At 63.7% G+C, this 14641-nt stretch carries 12 protein-coding genes and 1 riboswitch; of the genes, 10 read left to right on the top strand and 2 right to left on the bottom strand.

Annotated elements, in window-relative coordinates:
- Positions 1-36 precede the first annotated feature (36 nt).
- The gene (locus tag AK81_RS08210; RefSeq protein WP_043198165.1) at positions 37-1473 is read right to left on the bottom strand and encodes a TolC family outer membrane protein; all 1437 of its coding nucleotides are present in this window, start codon (positions 1471-1473) and stop codon (positions 37-39) included.
- 160 nt (positions 1474-1633) lie between these two features.
- Positions 1634-1740, top strand: a riboswitch (TPP riboswitch).
- 155 nt (positions 1741-1895) lie between these two features.
- Between AK81_RS08210 and thiC the strand changes: the two genes are divergently transcribed.
- Together thiC and cytX are read left to right on the top strand one after the other, a co-directional pair.
- Positions 1896-3776, top strand: coding sequence for a phosphomethylpyrimidine synthase ThiC (gene thiC / locus AK81_RS08205; protein ID WP_043198163.1), 1881 nt, complete (start codon positions 1896-1898; stop codon positions 3774-3776).
- Positions 3777-3906: 130 nt separating this feature from the next.
- Positions 3907-5190, top strand: a complete 1284-nt coding sequence (gene cytX, locus AK81_RS08200) for a putative hydroxymethylpyrimidine transporter CytX (RefSeq protein WP_043198162.1) — start codon at positions 3907-3909, stop codon at positions 5188-5190.
- On the opposite strand, the gene AK81_RS08195 is transcribed toward cytX, so the two are convergent.
- Complete coding sequence (locus AK81_RS08195) at positions 5159-5905, bottom strand: RsiV family protein (RefSeq protein ID WP_043198160.1); 747 nt, start codon at positions 5903-5905, stop codon at positions 5159-5161. The genes cytX and AK81_RS08195 overlap by 32 nt on opposite strands.
- 185 nt (positions 5906-6090) lie before the next feature.
- Between AK81_RS08195 and AK81_RS08190 the strand changes: the two genes are divergently transcribed.
- The 8 genes from AK81_RS08190 (at position 6091) to parC (ending at position 14519) form a co-directional block, all read left to right on the top strand.
- Positions 6091-6708, top strand: coding sequence for an NUDIX domain-containing protein (locus AK81_RS08190; protein ID WP_033701837.1), 618 nt, complete (start codon positions 6091-6093; stop codon positions 6706-6708).
- Positions 6699-7151 (top strand): DUF1249 domain-containing protein, encoded by a 453-nt coding sequence (locus tag AK81_RS08185; protein ID WP_016501905.1) that lies wholly within the window; start codon positions 6699-6701, stop codon positions 7149-7151. The genes AK81_RS08190 and AK81_RS08185 overlap by 10 nt, the downstream gene beginning before the upstream one ends.
- A 1-nt stretch (position 7152) precedes the next feature.
- Positions 7153-7950, top strand: a complete 798-nt coding sequence (gene cpdA, locus AK81_RS08180; protein ID WP_043198155.1) for a 3',5'-cyclic-AMP phosphodiesterase — start codon at positions 7153-7155, stop codon at positions 7948-7950.
- A 252-nt stretch (positions 7951-8202) separates the two neighbouring features.
- Positions 8203-8811: a YqiA/YcfP family alpha/beta fold hydrolase gene (locus tag AK81_RS08175; protein ID WP_012274480.1), complete on the top strand. Its 609-nt coding sequence runs from the start codon at positions 8203-8205 to the stop codon at positions 8809-8811.
- A gap of 36 nt (positions 8812-8847) precedes the next feature.
- Positions 8848-10752 carry a DNA topoisomerase IV subunit B gene (gene parE, locus AK81_RS08170; RefSeq protein WP_043198153.1) on the top strand — a complete coding sequence of 635 codons (1905 nt, stop codon included), beginning with the start codon at positions 8848-8850 and terminating at the stop codon, positions 10750-10752.
- Entirely contained in the window at positions 10749-11735 is a 987-nt protein-coding gene (locus tag AK81_RS08165) for an esterase-like activity of phytase family protein (protein WP_043198151.1), read from the top strand. The genes parE and AK81_RS08165 overlap by 4 nt, the downstream gene beginning before the upstream one ends.
- Positions 11732-12250, top strand: coding sequence for a retropepsin-like aspartic protease family protein (locus tag AK81_RS08160; RefSeq protein ID WP_043198150.1), 519 nt, complete (start codon positions 11732-11734; stop codon positions 12248-12250). The genes AK81_RS08165 and AK81_RS08160 overlap by 4 nt, the downstream gene beginning before the upstream one ends.
- Before the next feature lie 10 nt (positions 12251-12260).
- Positions 12261-14519 carry a DNA topoisomerase IV subunit A gene (gene parC / locus AK81_RS08155; protein ID WP_043198146.1) on the top strand — a complete coding sequence of 753 codons (2259 nt, stop codon included), beginning with the start codon at positions 12261-12263 and terminating at the stop codon, positions 14517-14519.
- The last annotated feature ends 122 nt before the right edge of the window (positions 14520-14641 follow it).

Here is a 14641-nt window from a genome sequence, read left to right as displayed (position 1 = left end):
AAGGCCGCTCCTACAATGTCCGTGCACACCCTGAGTTCAAGGGCGGCGCTCGAAGTTCTTGGCCGCTGCCGCAGCCAGGTCTGGCGGCAGGAAGTCCTTGTCCGGGTTGTAGTCCGGTTTCAGGTAGCGCTTGAGGTCCTGCAGGTCTTGCGGGCTCAGGGTGCCGGCCGCCTGCTTCAGGCTCAGGTTGTCGAGGATGTAGTCATAGCGGCTGTTGTTGTAATCCCTCACCGAGGTGTACAGCTGGCGCTGGGCATCGAGCACGTCGACGATGTTGCGGGTACCCACCTGGTAGCCGATTTCGGTGGCTTCCAGCGCGCTCTGGTTGGAGATGATCGACTGCTTGCGCGCCTGTACCTGTTCCACATCAGTGTTCACCGCGCGGTGCAGGTTGCGGGTGTTTTCCACCACCTGGCGGCGCAGGCTCTCACGTTGCTGCTCGCTCTGGCTCAGGCGCTGGTAGGCCTCGCGTACCTGCGAGCTGGTCAGGCCACCGCTGTAGATCGGAATGTTCAGTTGCAGGCCAACACTGGTCTGTTCGACATCACCACCGTAGCGCACGTTTTGCTGCGGCGCCGGGTTGGTAAAGCCGAGGCTGTCGTTGTCACCCTTCTGGTACTTGGCCACTGCATCCAGGGTCGGCGCATGGCCGGCCTTGCGCTGGCGCAGGGTCTCTTCGGCGGCAGAAACCGCATAGTTGGTGGCCAGCAGGTTGAGGTTCTGGCGCCCGGCGGTTTCGACCCAGGCCTTGGCGTCGTTTGGCGTCGGTACCTGCACCGGCAGGGTATGCACCACGCCCTGAATCGAGGTGTATTCACGGTTGGTCAGGGTGACCAGCGCTTCAAAGGCATCCTGCACCTGGCGCTCGGCGATGATCCGGTTGGCCCGGGCCGTGTCATAACTGGCCTGGGATTGCAGTACGTCGGTCTTGTCCGAAAGGCCCACATCGAAGCGTTCGTTGGACTGGTCCAGTTGGCGCTTGAACGCGGCTTCCTCGGCCTTGGTGGCGGCAAGGTTGTCTTGCGCACGCAGCACGGCAAAGTAGTTCTGCGCAGTTTGCAGGATCAGGTTCTGTTCAGTGGCCGACAGTTCCAGCGCGGCCTGTTCGTTGACCGCTTCGGCTGCCTGCAGCTGGAACCAGCGATCAGCGCGGAAGATTGGCTGGGCCAGTGTCGCGCTCCATGAGTTGCCGCTGCGGTTGGAGGTGATGGAGGGCTCGTCCAGCTTGGTGCGGGTGTTCAGCATCTCGGCATCGGCGGACAGGTTTGGCAGCAAACCGGCGCGGGCCTGCGGCACCACTTCGCGGCGGGCGCCATAATCGGCGCGTGCCGCAGCCAGGTCGGCGTTGTTGTCTACCGCTTCCTGATAGACGCTCACGAGGTCGGTTTTGACTGTAGTGGGCATGTCCGCTGCCCAGACCACTCCGTTGGACGCACAAGACACGGCTATCGCCAGTGAGAGTTTGCGCAGCATAGAGGCAATCCTTGTACGAAATTTAATTACTGAACTGTTGAGTATCGAGCGATGGGCCAGTGTAGTGCCATGCGCCCCTGGCAACAATCGCCCGGTGTGCCTTTCATCAACCGCGCATTTACCCGCTTGGCTTTGCCGACCACTCCAGTCTAGACTGCGCATGTTCTTGTCGGGGTGCCTTGAAGCAAAGGCTGAGATCGCAGAGGTGCGGATCCCGTTGAACCTGATCAGGTTAGCGCCTGCGTAGGGAACAAGATTGCTCGCCTTCCCGGGGAGCCTCTTGTGCCAGGTCCGGGAATGTCGCAGCTGCATGCAGCTTCAGGCACCCCCATATCCGGCACTGCACCCGTCCATGGGTGCGTCCGCGCTTTTCAGGTTCTCCCCGACATTCCACTGCTAGGAAGCCGTCTGGAGAGCCTGTGATGACCAAACAAGAAAAAGCGATCAACCTCAGCGAATCGGCAAAAGTCGATCAGCAGTCCGTGCAACCGTTCCCGCGCTCGCGCAAAATCTATGTCGAAGGCTCGCGCCCGGACATCCGCGTGCCCATGCGTGAAATCAGCCTCGACGATACCCCGACCGATTTTGGCGGCGAAACCAACGCGCCGGTACTGGTCTACGACACGTCCGGCCCGTACACCGACCCCAACGTGATCATCGACGTGCGCAAGGGCCTGGCCGACGTGCGTTCGGCGTGGATCGACGCCCGCGGTGACACCGAGCGCCTGGGCGGGCTCAGCTCCGACTTCGGCCAGCAGCGCCTTAACGACGCCGAACTGGCCAAGCTGCGTTTCGCCCACGTGCGCAACCCGCGCCGTGCCAAGGCTGGCGCCAACGTCTCGCAGATGCACTATGCCCGCCAGGGCATCATCACCGCCGAGATGGAATACGTCGCCATCCGCGAAAACATGAAGCTTCAAGAGGCCCGCGCCGCAGGCCTGCTTAAAGAGCAGCACGCCGGCCACAGCTTCGGTGCCAACATCCCGAAAGAAATCACCCCTGAATTCGTGCGCCAGGAAATCGCCCGTGGCCGCGCGATCATTCCGGCCAACATCAACCACCCGGAAGTGGAGCCGATGATCATCGGCCGCAACTTCCTGGTGAAGATCAACGGCAACATCGGCAACAGCGCCCTGGGTTCCTCGATCGAGGAAGAAGTGGCCAAGCTGACCTGGGGCATCCGCTGGGGCTCGGACACGGTCATGGACCTGTCCACCGGCAAGCACATTCACGAAACCCGCGAGTGGATCATCCGCAACTCGCCGGTGCCGATCGGTACCGTGCCGATCTACCAGGCGCTGGAAAAGGTCAACGGCGTGGCCGAAGACCTGACCTGGGAGCTGTTCCGCGACACCCTGATCGAGCAGGCCGAGCAGGGCGTGGACTACTTCACCATCCACGCCGGTGTGCTACTGCGCTATGTGCCGCTGACCGCCAAGCGCGTCACCGGTATCGTCAGCCGTGGTGGCTCGATCATGGCCAAGTGGTGCCTGGCGCACCACAAGGAAAACTTCCTGTACACGCACTTCGACGAAATCTGCGAAATCATGAAGGCCTACGACGTCAGCTTCTCGCTGGGTGACGGCCTGCGCCCTGGCTCGATCGCCGATGCCAACGACGCCGCGCAGTTCGGTGAGCTGGAAACCCTCGGCGAGCTGACCAAGATCGCCTGGAAGCACGACGTGCAGTGCATGATCGAAGGCCCTGGCCACGTACCGATGCAGCTGATCAAGGAGAACATGGACAAGCAGCTGGAGTGCTGCGACGAGGCGCCGTTCTACACCCTCGGCCCGCTGACCACCGACATTGCGCCGGGTTACGACCACATCACCTCGGGCATTGGTGCGGCGATGATCGGCTGGTTCGGTTGCGCCATGCTCTGCTACGTCACGCCCAAGGAACACCTGGGCCTGCCGAACAAGGACGACGTCAAGACCGGCATCATCACCTACAAGATCGCTGCGCACGCCGCCGACCTTGCCAAGGGCCACCCAGGTGCGCAGATTCGTGACAACGCCCTGTCCAAGGCGCGTTTCGAGTTCCGTTGGGAAGACCAGTTCAACCTCGGCCTGGACCCGGACACCGCCCGCGCCTTCCACGACGAGACCCTGCCGAAGGAATCGGCCAAGGTCGCGCACTTCTGCTCGATGTGCGGGCCGAAGTTCTGCTCGATGAAAATCACCCAGGAAGTGCGTGAATACGCCGCCAAGATCGAAGCCGTGGATGTGACGGTCGAGCAAGGCATGCGCGAGCAAGCCGAGCGGTTCCGCCAGGAAGGCAGCCAGCTGTACCAGAAAGTCTGACTGCAAAGCTGACCCCGGCAATATCAGCGGCGAAGCTGAAATCGGGGGCCGCTTTGCGGCCCATCGCGACACAAGGCCGCTCCTACAACGACCGCATACATCCATATTCCTCTGCCGAGTGCCAGCAAGCATGACCACCCCCAGCCAATTCTCCCCCGACCACCCGGTCCCCACCCACCAGCGCATCTTCGGCGCCCGCGACCTGTTCTCGCTGTGGTTCTCCCTCGGCATCGGCCTGATGGTGCTGCAAGTCGGCGCCATGCTGGCCCCAGGTCTGGGCCTTGCCGGCGCAGTGCTGGCCATCGCCCTGGGTACCGGCGTGGGTGTGCTGCTGCTGGGCGCCGCCGGTGTCATCGGCAGCGACACCGGGCTTTCGGCCATGGGCACCCTGAAACTCAGCCTGGGCGGCCATGGCGCGCGCTTGCCGGCAGTGCTCAACCTGCTGCAACTGGTGGGTTGGGGCGCGTTCGAGATCATCGTCATGCGCGATGCCGCCAGCCTGCTGGGCGCGCGGGCGTTCGGTGAGGACAGTGCCTGGAACAGCCCGATGCTCTGGACCCTGTGTTTCGGTGCCCTGGCCACCCTGCTGGCCGTCAGCGGGCCACTGGCCTTCGTGCGCAAGGTGCTGCGCGCCTGGGGTATCTGGGTGCTGCTGGGCGCTTGCCTGTGGCTGACCTGGAACCTGTTCGCCAAGGCCGACCTGGCTGAACTGTGGGGCCGCGCCGGTGACGGTTCGATGTCACTGGCCGTGGGCTTCGACATCGTCATCGCCATGCCACTGTCCTGGTTGCCACTGATCGCCGACTACTCGCGTTTCGCCCGCAACGGCAAGCACGTGTTCGGCGGCACGGTCATTGGCTATTTCATCGGCAACACCTGGCTGATGAGCCTGGGCGTGGCCTACACCCTGGCCTTCGCTGCCAGTGGCGAGGTCAATGCCCTGCTGCTGGCCCTGGCCGGCGCCGGCATGGGTATTCCGCTGCTGCTCATTCTGCTGGACGAGTCGGAAAAGGCCTTCGCCGACATCCACTCGGCAGCGGTTTCCACCGGCGTGCTGGTGCCTGTGAAGGTCGAGCACCTGGCGCTGGCCATCGGCGTGCTGTGCACCCTGATCGCCCTGCTGGCGCCACTGGCCCAGTACGAAAACTTCCTGCTGCTGATCGGTTCGGTGTTCGCGCCGCTGTTTGGCGTGGTGTTGATGGACCACTACGTGATTCGTCGTCGCCGCTTGCCGGCACAGGTCGGCGGCTTGCACTGGCAGGCGCTGGTGGCCTGGTTTGCAGGGGTGGCGGTCTATCACCTGATTGCCGCGCAGGCACCGGAGCTGGGGGCTACCCTGCCAGCATTGCTGCTGGCAGGTGTGCTGCATGGGTTACTGAGCCTTAGCCGCGGCCGGGAAACAGTTCAGGCTTGAGTACGCCATTCAGGCGCGGGTAGGGGATCTTCAGTTCCACGTGGCCCATGGAATAGGGCGCGATGGCATAGACCTCGTACTTGACCACGACTGCGCCGTACGTCAGGGCGATGTGCGGCGACTTCTTGAAGGGCCAGGTTTTGACGAACTCGGCGTCCTTGTCCATGCCCACGCTCATCAGCCAGGCGCGGTGCGACTCCTCGACGGTTTTCCAGAAGGTGTCCTCCTGGCCTGGCACCAGCATGTCCTGCAGGGTCAGCACCTTGTCCAGCTTGCGCGAATAGTTGATGAAGCCGCGCCCAGGCATGCCATGGGCGCCACCGCTGTCCAGATAACTGGACAACTCGATGATCACCAGCCCGTCATGCTGCTCGCGTACCTTGGCTTGCAGGTAACTGCTGTTACGTTTGTCGGCACTGGCCAGGTATTGCTGTTCGTAGGCCTGCAAGGTGCTTGGCGCGGTGCCATGCTGATTGTCTTCGGTCAGTTGCAGCAGGCGTTTTTCGACGATGCCGTCGAGCGCGGGCAGGGCCGGGAAGTGGACCATGTCGATGTTCACCAGCGGGCAGTCGCTTTCGCTGCAGCCAGGTTTGACATGCTCCCAGGCGTCGCGCTTGACCTCGAGCGGGGCCCGGTAGTTGGGCGTGAACAGGCTCTGGCAGGCGCCCAGAGCGAGTGCCAGCACGGCCACGGAAGTCAGTTTGACAAGTGTCATGATGATCCTTGCAGAACAGGGAAAAGTCGGCCTTTGACCGTCTGCGCGGCCTTCAGTTCGCCACTAAGCTAACAGAGTGAAGACGCGCTGTCCCGAGTGTGCGAACGGTTGCCAGAAAGGGATGAAACGGGAAAGCGTGCAGAGTAGGATGGCGCGATGCGGTAATTGAGGTAACGAGGATTTCCATGTCAGACACGTTGAATTCGGTGCCCAAGGCGGTCGAGATCGTCAAGCGGGCCAACTGCTTCCAGGGCTTCTACAAGCTCGACAAGGTGCACCTGCGCCACGAGCTGTTTGCCGGTGGCATGGGCCGCGAGATCAGCCGCGAACTGTTTGTGCGCCACGATGCGGTGTGTGTACTGCCTTACGACCCGTTGCGTGATGAAGTGGTGCTGATCGAGCAGTTCCGCGTCGGCGCACTGGACAAGGTCGCCAACCCCTGGTTGATCGAGATGGTTGCCGGGCTGATCGACAAGGATGAGCAACCCGAGGAAGTCGCCCACCGCGAAGCCGAGGAAGAAGCCGGCCTGACGTTCAGCGCCCTGTGGCCGATGACCCGGTACTTCCCGTCGCCGGGCGGCAGTGACGAATACGTTCACCTGTTCCTGGGCCGTTGCACCAGCGAGGGCGCCGGGGGCTTGCATGGCCTGGAAGAAGAGGGCGAAGACATCCGCGTGCGCGTGTGGTCGTTCGAGGATGCCTTGCAGGCCGTGCGCGACGGGCGCATCTGCAACGCGGCGACTATCATCGGCTTGCAATGGCTGGCGCTGAACCGTGATGAAGTACGAGGTATGTGGAAGTGAACCTGCTGCGCGAGCGCTATCGAGTCGACCTGGTCGGGCTGCAGGCTGCCTGCGAGGCTAACTACGCCCGGCTGATGCGCCTGTTGCCCGACATGCGCACCACCCAGAGCTCGCGCCGCATCGGCATGACCCAGGGCGACCAGATGCTCGGCGTGCTGGTGCTGGACGTGGTGCTGGCCTGCCCGTACACCACCACCCTGCACGTGCGCCAGGAACACAGCCTGCCGTGGCTGCCGGTGCCGCACCTGGAAGTGCAGGTGTACCACGATGCACGCATGGCCGAAGTGGTCAGCGCCGAACACACCCGGCGCCTGCGCAGTATCTACCCGTATCCGAACGAGGCCATGCACCAGCCGGACGAAAAGGCCCAGCTCAACCTGTTCCTCGGTGAATGGCTGAGCCACTGCCTGGCCTGTGGCCACGAACTGGCAAGCGTTCGTTGACATGCATCCAGATCAGACGCGCCCTGTACATGTTGTACAACTGACCGACGCCCATCTTTTCGCCGACCCCGCCGGCAGCATGCTGGGCCTCAATACCCGTGACAGCCTGCGCCATGTGGTAGCCCAGGTGCGACGAGAGCAACCGCTTGTCGACTTGCTGTTGTGCACGGGTGATCTGTCCCAGGACGCGAGCGTTGCCTCTTATGAAGCGTTCCGTGAGCTGACCGCGCCGTTTGCCGTGCCCACCCGCTGGTTGCCGGGCAACCATGACGAGGCCCGGGTCATGGCCGAAGTGGCCCCGGAGCTGGTGCAGGCGGTGACGGACATTGGGGCGTGGCGGATTGTCATGCTCAACACCGCGGTGCATGGCGCGACACACGGTCTGCTGGAGAGTGACCAGCTGGCAGTGCTGGAAAACGCCTTGAACGAGGCGGGCGAGCGGCATTGCCTGGTGTGTTTCCACCATCAGCCGGTGGACATCGGCTGCGCCTGGATCGCGCCGATCGGCTTGCGCAATGCCCAGGCCCTGTTCGCTATCGTCGAGGCTTATCCACAGGTGCGGGCGTTGCTGTGGGGGCATGTGCATCAGGAATGGGATGAGCTGCGCGATGGCCGGCGTCTGCTGGCTACGCCTTCGACCTGCATTCAGTTCGCGCCACGCAGCGAGGACTTCAAGGTGAGCGAAGAGCAGCCCGGGTACCGCTGGTTGCGCCTGCATGCCGACGGGCGGCTGGAAACCGGAGTGGAGCGGGCGCTGGATTTCGATGTAAAGCTCGACTTCGATAGCCCAGGTTATTAGAGGTATTCGGGCCTGCTCCATCCCTGTGGGAGCGGGCGTGCCCGCGAACACGGGCGAAGCCCGTGCCATCCAACGCGTCGCCTGCTTCGCGGGCACGCCCGCTCCCACAGGGATTGCGCAGGGGCTGGTACTGGCATTTTGAAGAAATTATTGCGAAACCCGTTGTAATGCGTCAAAACCCGGCGAACGCGCTACACTGCGCGTCCCTGCGCCCGCATCATCAGGCGCGAAGCCACAGATTTCGGGGGCAGCATGTCGGGTTCCATCCTCTATATCCATGGCTTCAACAGCTCGCCGCTTTCGACCAAGGCGCGCCAGCTCGAAGCCGTGATGCAGCAACTGGGCCTGTCGGCCCAGCTACGCGTGCCCGCCTTGCATCACCACCCGCGGCAGGCCATTGCCCAGCTGGAAGCGGCCATCGCCGAGCTCGGCGCGCCGCTGCTGGTGGGCAGTTCGCTCGGCGGCTACTATGCCACCCATCTGGCCGAGCGCCATGGCCTCAAGGCCCTGTTGGTGAACCCTGCGGTAACGCCGCACAAGCATTTCGACGGGTACCTGGGCACTCAGCGCAATCACTACAGCGGTGAAACCTGGGAACTGACCCATGATCACGTACAGGCCCTGGCCGAGCTGGAAGTGCCGGCCCCGGTAGATGCCAGCCGCTATCAAGTGTGGCTGCAGACCGCCGATGAAACCCTGGACTATCGCCACGCCGAGCGCTATTACCGTGCATGTGCCCTGCGTATCCAGGCCGGTGGCGACCACAGTTTCCAGGGCTTCGCCGAGCGCCTGCCGGCCCTGCTGGCCTTTGCCGGCATTGCTCGCGGGCAGTATGCGGCGCTCGATTTTTCTGTATTTTGACTTTTTTTGCACTCACCAGACTGACGACGAGACCCTATGGCCAATCCCAGCGCTAGCGCCTATAACGCAGACGCCATCGAAGTCCTCTCGGGCCTTGACCCGGTCCGCAAGCGGCCGGGCATGTACACCGATACCAGCCGCCCCAACCACCTTGCCCAGGAAGTCATCGACAACAGTGTCGACGAAGCCCTGGCGGGCCACGCCCGTTCGGTGCAGGTCATCCTGCATGCCGACCATTCGCTGGAGGTCAGCGACGATGGCCGCGGCATGCCGGTGGACATCCACCCTGAAGAAGGCGTGTCCGGGGTCGAGCTGATCCTTACCAAGCTGCACGCCGGCGGCAAGTTCTCCAACAAGAACTACCAGTTCTCCGGCGGTTTGCACGGGGTGGGTATCTCGGTGGTCAACGCCCTGTCGACCCAGGTGCGCGTGCGCGTCAAGCGTGACGGCAACGAATACCAGATGACGTTCGCCGATGGCTTCAAGGCCAGCGAGCTGGAAGTGGTCGGCTCGGTCGGCAAGCGCAACACCGGCACCAGTGTCTACTTCAGCCCCGACCCCAAGTACTTCGACTCGCCCAAGTTCTCCATCAGCCGCCTCAAGCATGTGCTCAAGGCCAAGGCCGTGCTGTGCCCGGGCCTGCTGGTCAGCTTCGAGGACAAGGCCACTGGCGAGAAGGTGGAGTGGCACTATGAAGACGGCCTGCGTTCTTACCTGGTCGATGCGGTCAGCGAGTTCCAGCGCCTGCCTGACGAGCCGTTCTGCGGCAGCCTGGCGGGCAACAAGGAAGCTGCGGACTGGGCGTTGCTGTGGTTGCCAGAAGGTGGCGACAGCGTCCAGGAAAGCTACGTCAACCTGATCCCCACTGCGCAGGGCGGTACCCATGTCAACGGCCTGCGTCAGGGCCTGCTGGATGCCATGCGTGAGTTCTGCGAGTTCCGCAGTCTGCTGCCGCGTGGCGTGAAGCTGGCGCCAGAGGACATCTGGGAGCGCATTTCTTTCGTACTGTCGATGAAAATGCAGGAGCCGCAGTTCTCCGGGCAGACCAAAGAGCGCCTGTCCTCGCGCGAGGCGGCTGCGTTCGTCTCCGGGGTGGTCAAGGACGCCTTCAGCCTATGGCTCAACGCCCACCCCGAGCTGGGCATGCAACTGGCAGAGCTGGCCATCAGCAACGCCGGGCGCCGCCTGAAAGCCAGCAAGAAGGTCGAGCGCAAGCGCATCACCCAGGGCCCGGCACTGCCTGGCAAGCTGGCCGATTGCGCCGGCCAGGACCCGATGCGTGCCGAACTGTTCCTGGTCGAGGGTGACTCGGCAGGTGGCTCGGCCAAGCAGGCACGGGACAAGGAGTTCCAGGCGATCCTGCCGCTGCGCGGCAAGATCCTCAACACCTGGGAAGTGGACGGTGGCGAAGTCCTGGCCAGCCAGGAAGTGCACAATATCGCCGTGGCCATCGGCGTCGACCCGGGTGCCACAGACCTGGCGCAACTGCGCTACGGCAAAGTCTGCATCCTCGCCGACGCCGACTCCGACGGCCTGCACATCGCCACGCTGCTGTGCGCACTGTTCGTCCAGCACTTCCGGGCGCTGGTCGAGGCCGGGCATGTGTACGTGGCCATGCCGCCGCTGTACCGCATCGACCTGGGCAAGGAAATCTACTACGCCCTCGACGAAGCCGAGCGTGACGGCATCCTCGACCGCCTGGTGGCCGAGAAGAAACGCGGCAAACCGCAGGTTACCCGCTTCAAGGGCCTGGGTGAGATGAACCCGCCGCAACTGCGTGAAACCACCATGGACCCGAACACCCGGCGCCTGGTGCAGCTGACCCTGGACGACGTTGAGGCCACCTGCGAGCTGATGGACAAGCTGCTGGCCAAGAAGCGCGCCGGTGACCGCAAGAGCTGGCTGGAGACCAAAGGCAACCTGGCTGAGGTCATGGTTTGATTCGGCAGGTACTTGCCGTTTGCCTTGCGCTGGTTGCCTTGCCTGCCTTGGCGGGTAACTGGCCGGAGCTGAAGCTGAGTGCCGAGCACCCGATCGACGGCATGCGCGGTGGCAACCTGTCCGGCCTGGTGGAATGCCGGGGCGGGCTGTGGGGCGTGTCCGACCGCGACGACGACCGCATCTACCGCTTCGATCAGCAGAACCCGACCTGGCGCGCCCAACCGCTGACCTTTACCCCGCCATCGCCGCCGGAAAGCGGCCTGCCGTGGGGCCTGAAGTCGCGAAATTGGGCGGCGTCGTACATTCGCGGGGGCGAGCTGGATTTCGAAGGTATCACCTGTGACCAGGCGGGGAACCTGTACCTGGCCAGCGAAGCCCATGCCGCCGTGTTGCAGTTACCGCTGGAAGGCGAGCCGGACTGGTTGAAGATCGACCCGGCCATGGTGCGCCAGGCCCGCGCCAGCGGCATGCTGCTGAACTTCAATGCCCTGTTCGAAGGCCTGGCGATAAACCCGGCGGGCGATCGCCTGTGGCTGGCTGCCGAACGCGAGCGCCGTGGCCTGGTGGCCATCGAGCGCCAGCAATCGGTGTGGACCTGCGGACGCAGCTGTGTGCTGCTGAGCGAGGCCGGGGTCGAGATGCAGCCGGCGCAAATGCCCAATGCCCGGGCACTGTCGCGCGATTTTGCCGACCTGGCCTGGTTCGAAGGCAAGCTGTTCACCCTCGAACGCAATGCCTACCGGGTTTGCCGGCGTGATACCGACAGCGGCAAGGTCGAGCGCTGTTGGTCGTTTGCTGCCGACGCCCTGGTCGAGGCGCGCCGTTACCCGCAACCGTTCGGCCTGGCCGAAGCCCTTGTGATCGATGCCAAGGGCGCCTGGATCGGCCTGGACAACAACAACGGCGCCCGCGCCGATGGCGAGACCCGGCCGATCGTCTGGCGCTTCGATGCACCGGAAGGTGGCTGGAGCGCCAAGCCATGAACCAGGCGCCGGGCAAGCGGGCGGGCAGGGTGCTGATGATCCTCGCCTGGGCGGCGGGGATGTTCCTTGCCACGCGCTTTTTCGGCCAGTGGGAAGACAGCAAGCTCAACCCCAATGCCCAGGTGCAATCCGAACACGGCGAGGGCTTTGTCGAAGTGCGCCTGCTGGGCAACGGCCAGGGCCACTTCATGGTGGATGGCGCCATCAACGGCCAGGCGGTGCATTTCATGCTCGACACCGGCGCCACCGATGTGGCGATCCCCGAGGCGTTGGCCCGTGACCTGAACCTTGAGCGTGGCAGCCCGGTGTTGCTCAGCACCGCCAATGGCCGCGCCGAAGGCTACCGCACGCGCCTGGCCAGCCTGCAACTGGGCGATATCCGCCTGCAGGACGTACGCGCCACCGTGGTGCCGGGCCTGGACGGGCCCATCGTACTGCTGGGCATGAGTGCCCTGAAACAACTTGAATTTACCCAGCGCGGCGGCACCATGCTGTTGCGCCAGAACCTGAAATGACGAGGCCCGCATGAGCGACTCACTGGAACTCAGCCTGGACGGCGTCGAACGCCGCTCGCTGGCTGACTTCACCGAACAGGCCTACCTCAACTATTCCATGTACGTGATCATGGACCGCGCCTTGCCGCACATTGGCGACGGCCTGAAGCCGGTGCAGCGACGCATCGTCTATGCCATGAGCGAGTTGGGGCTCGATGCCGATGCCAAGCACAAGAAGTCGGCGCGTACCGTCGGTGACGTGCTCGGCAAGTTCCACCCCCACGGCGACTCGGCCTGCTACGAAGCCATGGTGCTGATGGCGCAGCCGTTCAGCTACCGCTACACCCTGGTCGACGGCCAGGGCAACTGGGGTGCGCCGGACGATCCGAAGTCGTTCGCCGCCATGCGTTATACCGAAGCGCGGTTGTCGCGCTACGCCGAAGTGTTGCTCAGCGAAGTGGGCCAAGGCACCGTGGATTGGGTGCCGAACTTCGACGGTACCTTGCAGGAGCCGGCCGTGCTGCCGGCGCGCCTGCCCAACATCCTGCTCAACGGCACCACCGGTATCGCCGTGGGCATGGCGACCGACGTGCCGCCGCACAACCTGCGTGAAGTGGCCAGCGCCTGCGTGCGCCTGCTCGACGAGCCCAAGGCCACCATCGAGCAGCTGTGCGAGCACATCCAGGGGCCGGATTACCCGACCGAGGCAGAAATCATCACGCCACGGGCAGAAATCCTCAAGATGTACGAAAGCGGCCGCGGCTCGATCCGCATGCGTGCCGTTTACCGCATCGAGGATGGCGACATCGTTGTGACTGCACTGCCGCACCAGGTCTCCGGGGCCAAGGTGCTGGAGCAGATCGCCGCACAGATGCAGGCCAAGAAACTGCCAATGGTCGCCGACCTGCGTGACGAATCCGACCACGAGAACCCGTGCCGCATCGTCATCATCCCGCGCTCCAACCGTGTGGATGCCGACGAACTGATGCAGCACCTGTTCGCCACCACCGACCTGGAGAGCAGCTACCGGGTCAACGTCAATATCATTGGCCTGGACGGCCGCCCGCAGTTGAAGAACCTGCGTGCGATATTGGTGGAGTGGCTGGAGTTTCGCACCAACACCGTTCGCCGCCGGCTGCAGCATCGCCTGGACAAGGTGGAACGGCGCCTGCACCTGCTGGATGGTTTGCTCACCGCATTCCTCAACCTGGATGAAGTGATCCACATCATCCGTACCGAGGAGCACCCCAAGCAGGCCCTGATTGCCCGGTTCGAGCTGAGCGAAATCCAGGCCGAGTACATCCTCGAGACTCGCCTGCGTCAGCTGGCGCGCCTGGAAGAGATGAAAATCCGCGGCGAGCAGGACGAACTGCTCAAGGAGCAAGCCAAGCTGCAGGCGCTGCTGGGCAGCGAGGCCAAGCTGCGCAAGCTGGTGCGCAGCGAACTGATCAAGGATGCCGAAACCTACGGCGATGCGCGCCGTTCGCCGATCGTCGAGCGTGTCGAAGCCAAGGCCCTGTCGGAAAACGAACTGATGCCGACCGAGCCAGTCACCGTGGTGCTGTCGGAGAAGGGCTGGGTGCGTTGTGCCAAAGGCCACGACATCGACGCCACCGGCTTGTCGTACAAGGCCGGCGATGGCTTCAAGGCCGCCGCAGCCGGGCGTTCCAACCAGTTTGCCGTGCTCATCGACTCTACGGGCCGCAGCTACTCGGTGGCTGCTCACACCCTGCCGTCGGCGCGTGGTCAGGGCGAGCCACTGACTGGCCGCCTGACGCCACCACCAGGGGCCACTTTCGAGTGTGTGCTGTTGCCGGAGGATGACGCGCTGTATGTGGTCGCGTCGGATGCGGGCTACGGCTTCGTGGTCAAGGGCGAAGACCTGCAGGCCAAGAACAAGGCCGGCAAGGGTTTGCTCAGCCTGCCCAATGGCGCCAAGGTCATGACCCCGCGCCCGGTGGCCAATCGCGAGCAGGACTGGCTGGCCGCGGTGACCACCGAAGGCCGCCTGCTGGTGTTCAAGGTCAGCGACTTGCCGCAGTTGGGCAAGGGCAAGGGCAACAAGATCATTGGCGTACCGGGCGACCGGGTAGCCAGCCGTGAAGAATTTGTCACCGATCTTGCCGTGATTGCCGAAGGCGCGACCCTTGTCTTGCAAGCCGGCAAGCGTACCCTGTCTCTGAAAGCGGACGACCTGGAGCATTACAAGGGCGAGCGCGGACGGCGAGGCAGCAAGCTGCCACGCGGCTTCCAGCGCGTCGATGGGTTGCAGGTGGAAGTGCCGGCGTAACCGGCAGAAATGTCTGGAACGGCAATTTCAGCGCCGTTCCGGGCAGAAATGCTGGAGTCGGACGGCTATTTCGCGGATGATATGGCCCTTGTGGTGCCGGCGTAGTCGTGTGCCCGTTTGAA

This window comes from Pseudomonas putida W15Oct28 (genome assembly GCF_000708715.2).
Taxonomy (GTDB): domain Bacteria; phylum Pseudomonadota; class Gammaproteobacteria; order Pseudomonadales; family Pseudomonadaceae; genus Aquipseudomonas; species Aquipseudomonas putida_R.
Note: the sequence above shows the minus strand (reverse complement) of the source record. Positions and strands in the feature narration are given on the sequence as shown.

Bases quoted from the DNA above. Each gene is read 5' to 3' on its own strand.
- AK81_RS08210 (WP_043198165.1), bottom strand. From the start codon at position 1,473: ATGCTGCGCAAACTCTCACTGGCGATAGCCGTGTCTTGTGCGTCCAAC.
- thiC (WP_043198163.1), top strand. From the start codon at position 1,896: ATGACCAAACAAGAAAAAGCGATCAACCTCAGCGAATCGGCAAAAGTC.
- cytX (WP_043198162.1), top strand. From the start codon at position 3,907: ATGACCACCCCCAGCCAATTCTCCCCCGACCACCCGGTCCCCACCCAC.
- AK81_RS08195 (WP_043198160.1), bottom strand. From the start codon at position 5,905: ATGACACTTGTCAAACTGACTTCCGTGGCCGTGCTGGCACTCGCTCTG.
- AK81_RS08190 (WP_033701837.1), top strand. From the start codon at position 6,091: ATGTCAGACACGTTGAATTCGGTGCCCAAGGCGGTCGAGATCGTCAAG.
- cpdA (WP_043198155.1), top strand. From the start codon at position 7,153: ATGCATCCAGATCAGACGCGCCCTGTACATGTTGTACAACTGACCGAC.
- AK81_RS08175 (WP_012274480.1), top strand. From the start codon at position 8,203: ATGTCGGGTTCCATCCTCTATATCCATGGCTTCAACAGCTCGCCGCTT.
- parE (WP_043198153.1), top strand. From the start codon at position 8,848: ATGGCCAATCCCAGCGCTAGCGCCTATAACGCAGACGCCATCGAAGTC.
- AK81_RS08160 (WP_043198150.1), top strand. From the start codon at position 11,732: ATGAACCAGGCGCCGGGCAAGCGGGCGGGCAGGGTGCTGATGATCCTC.
- parC (WP_043198146.1), top strand. From the start codon at position 12,261: ATGAGCGACTCACTGGAACTCAGCCTGGACGGCGTCGAACGCCGCTCG.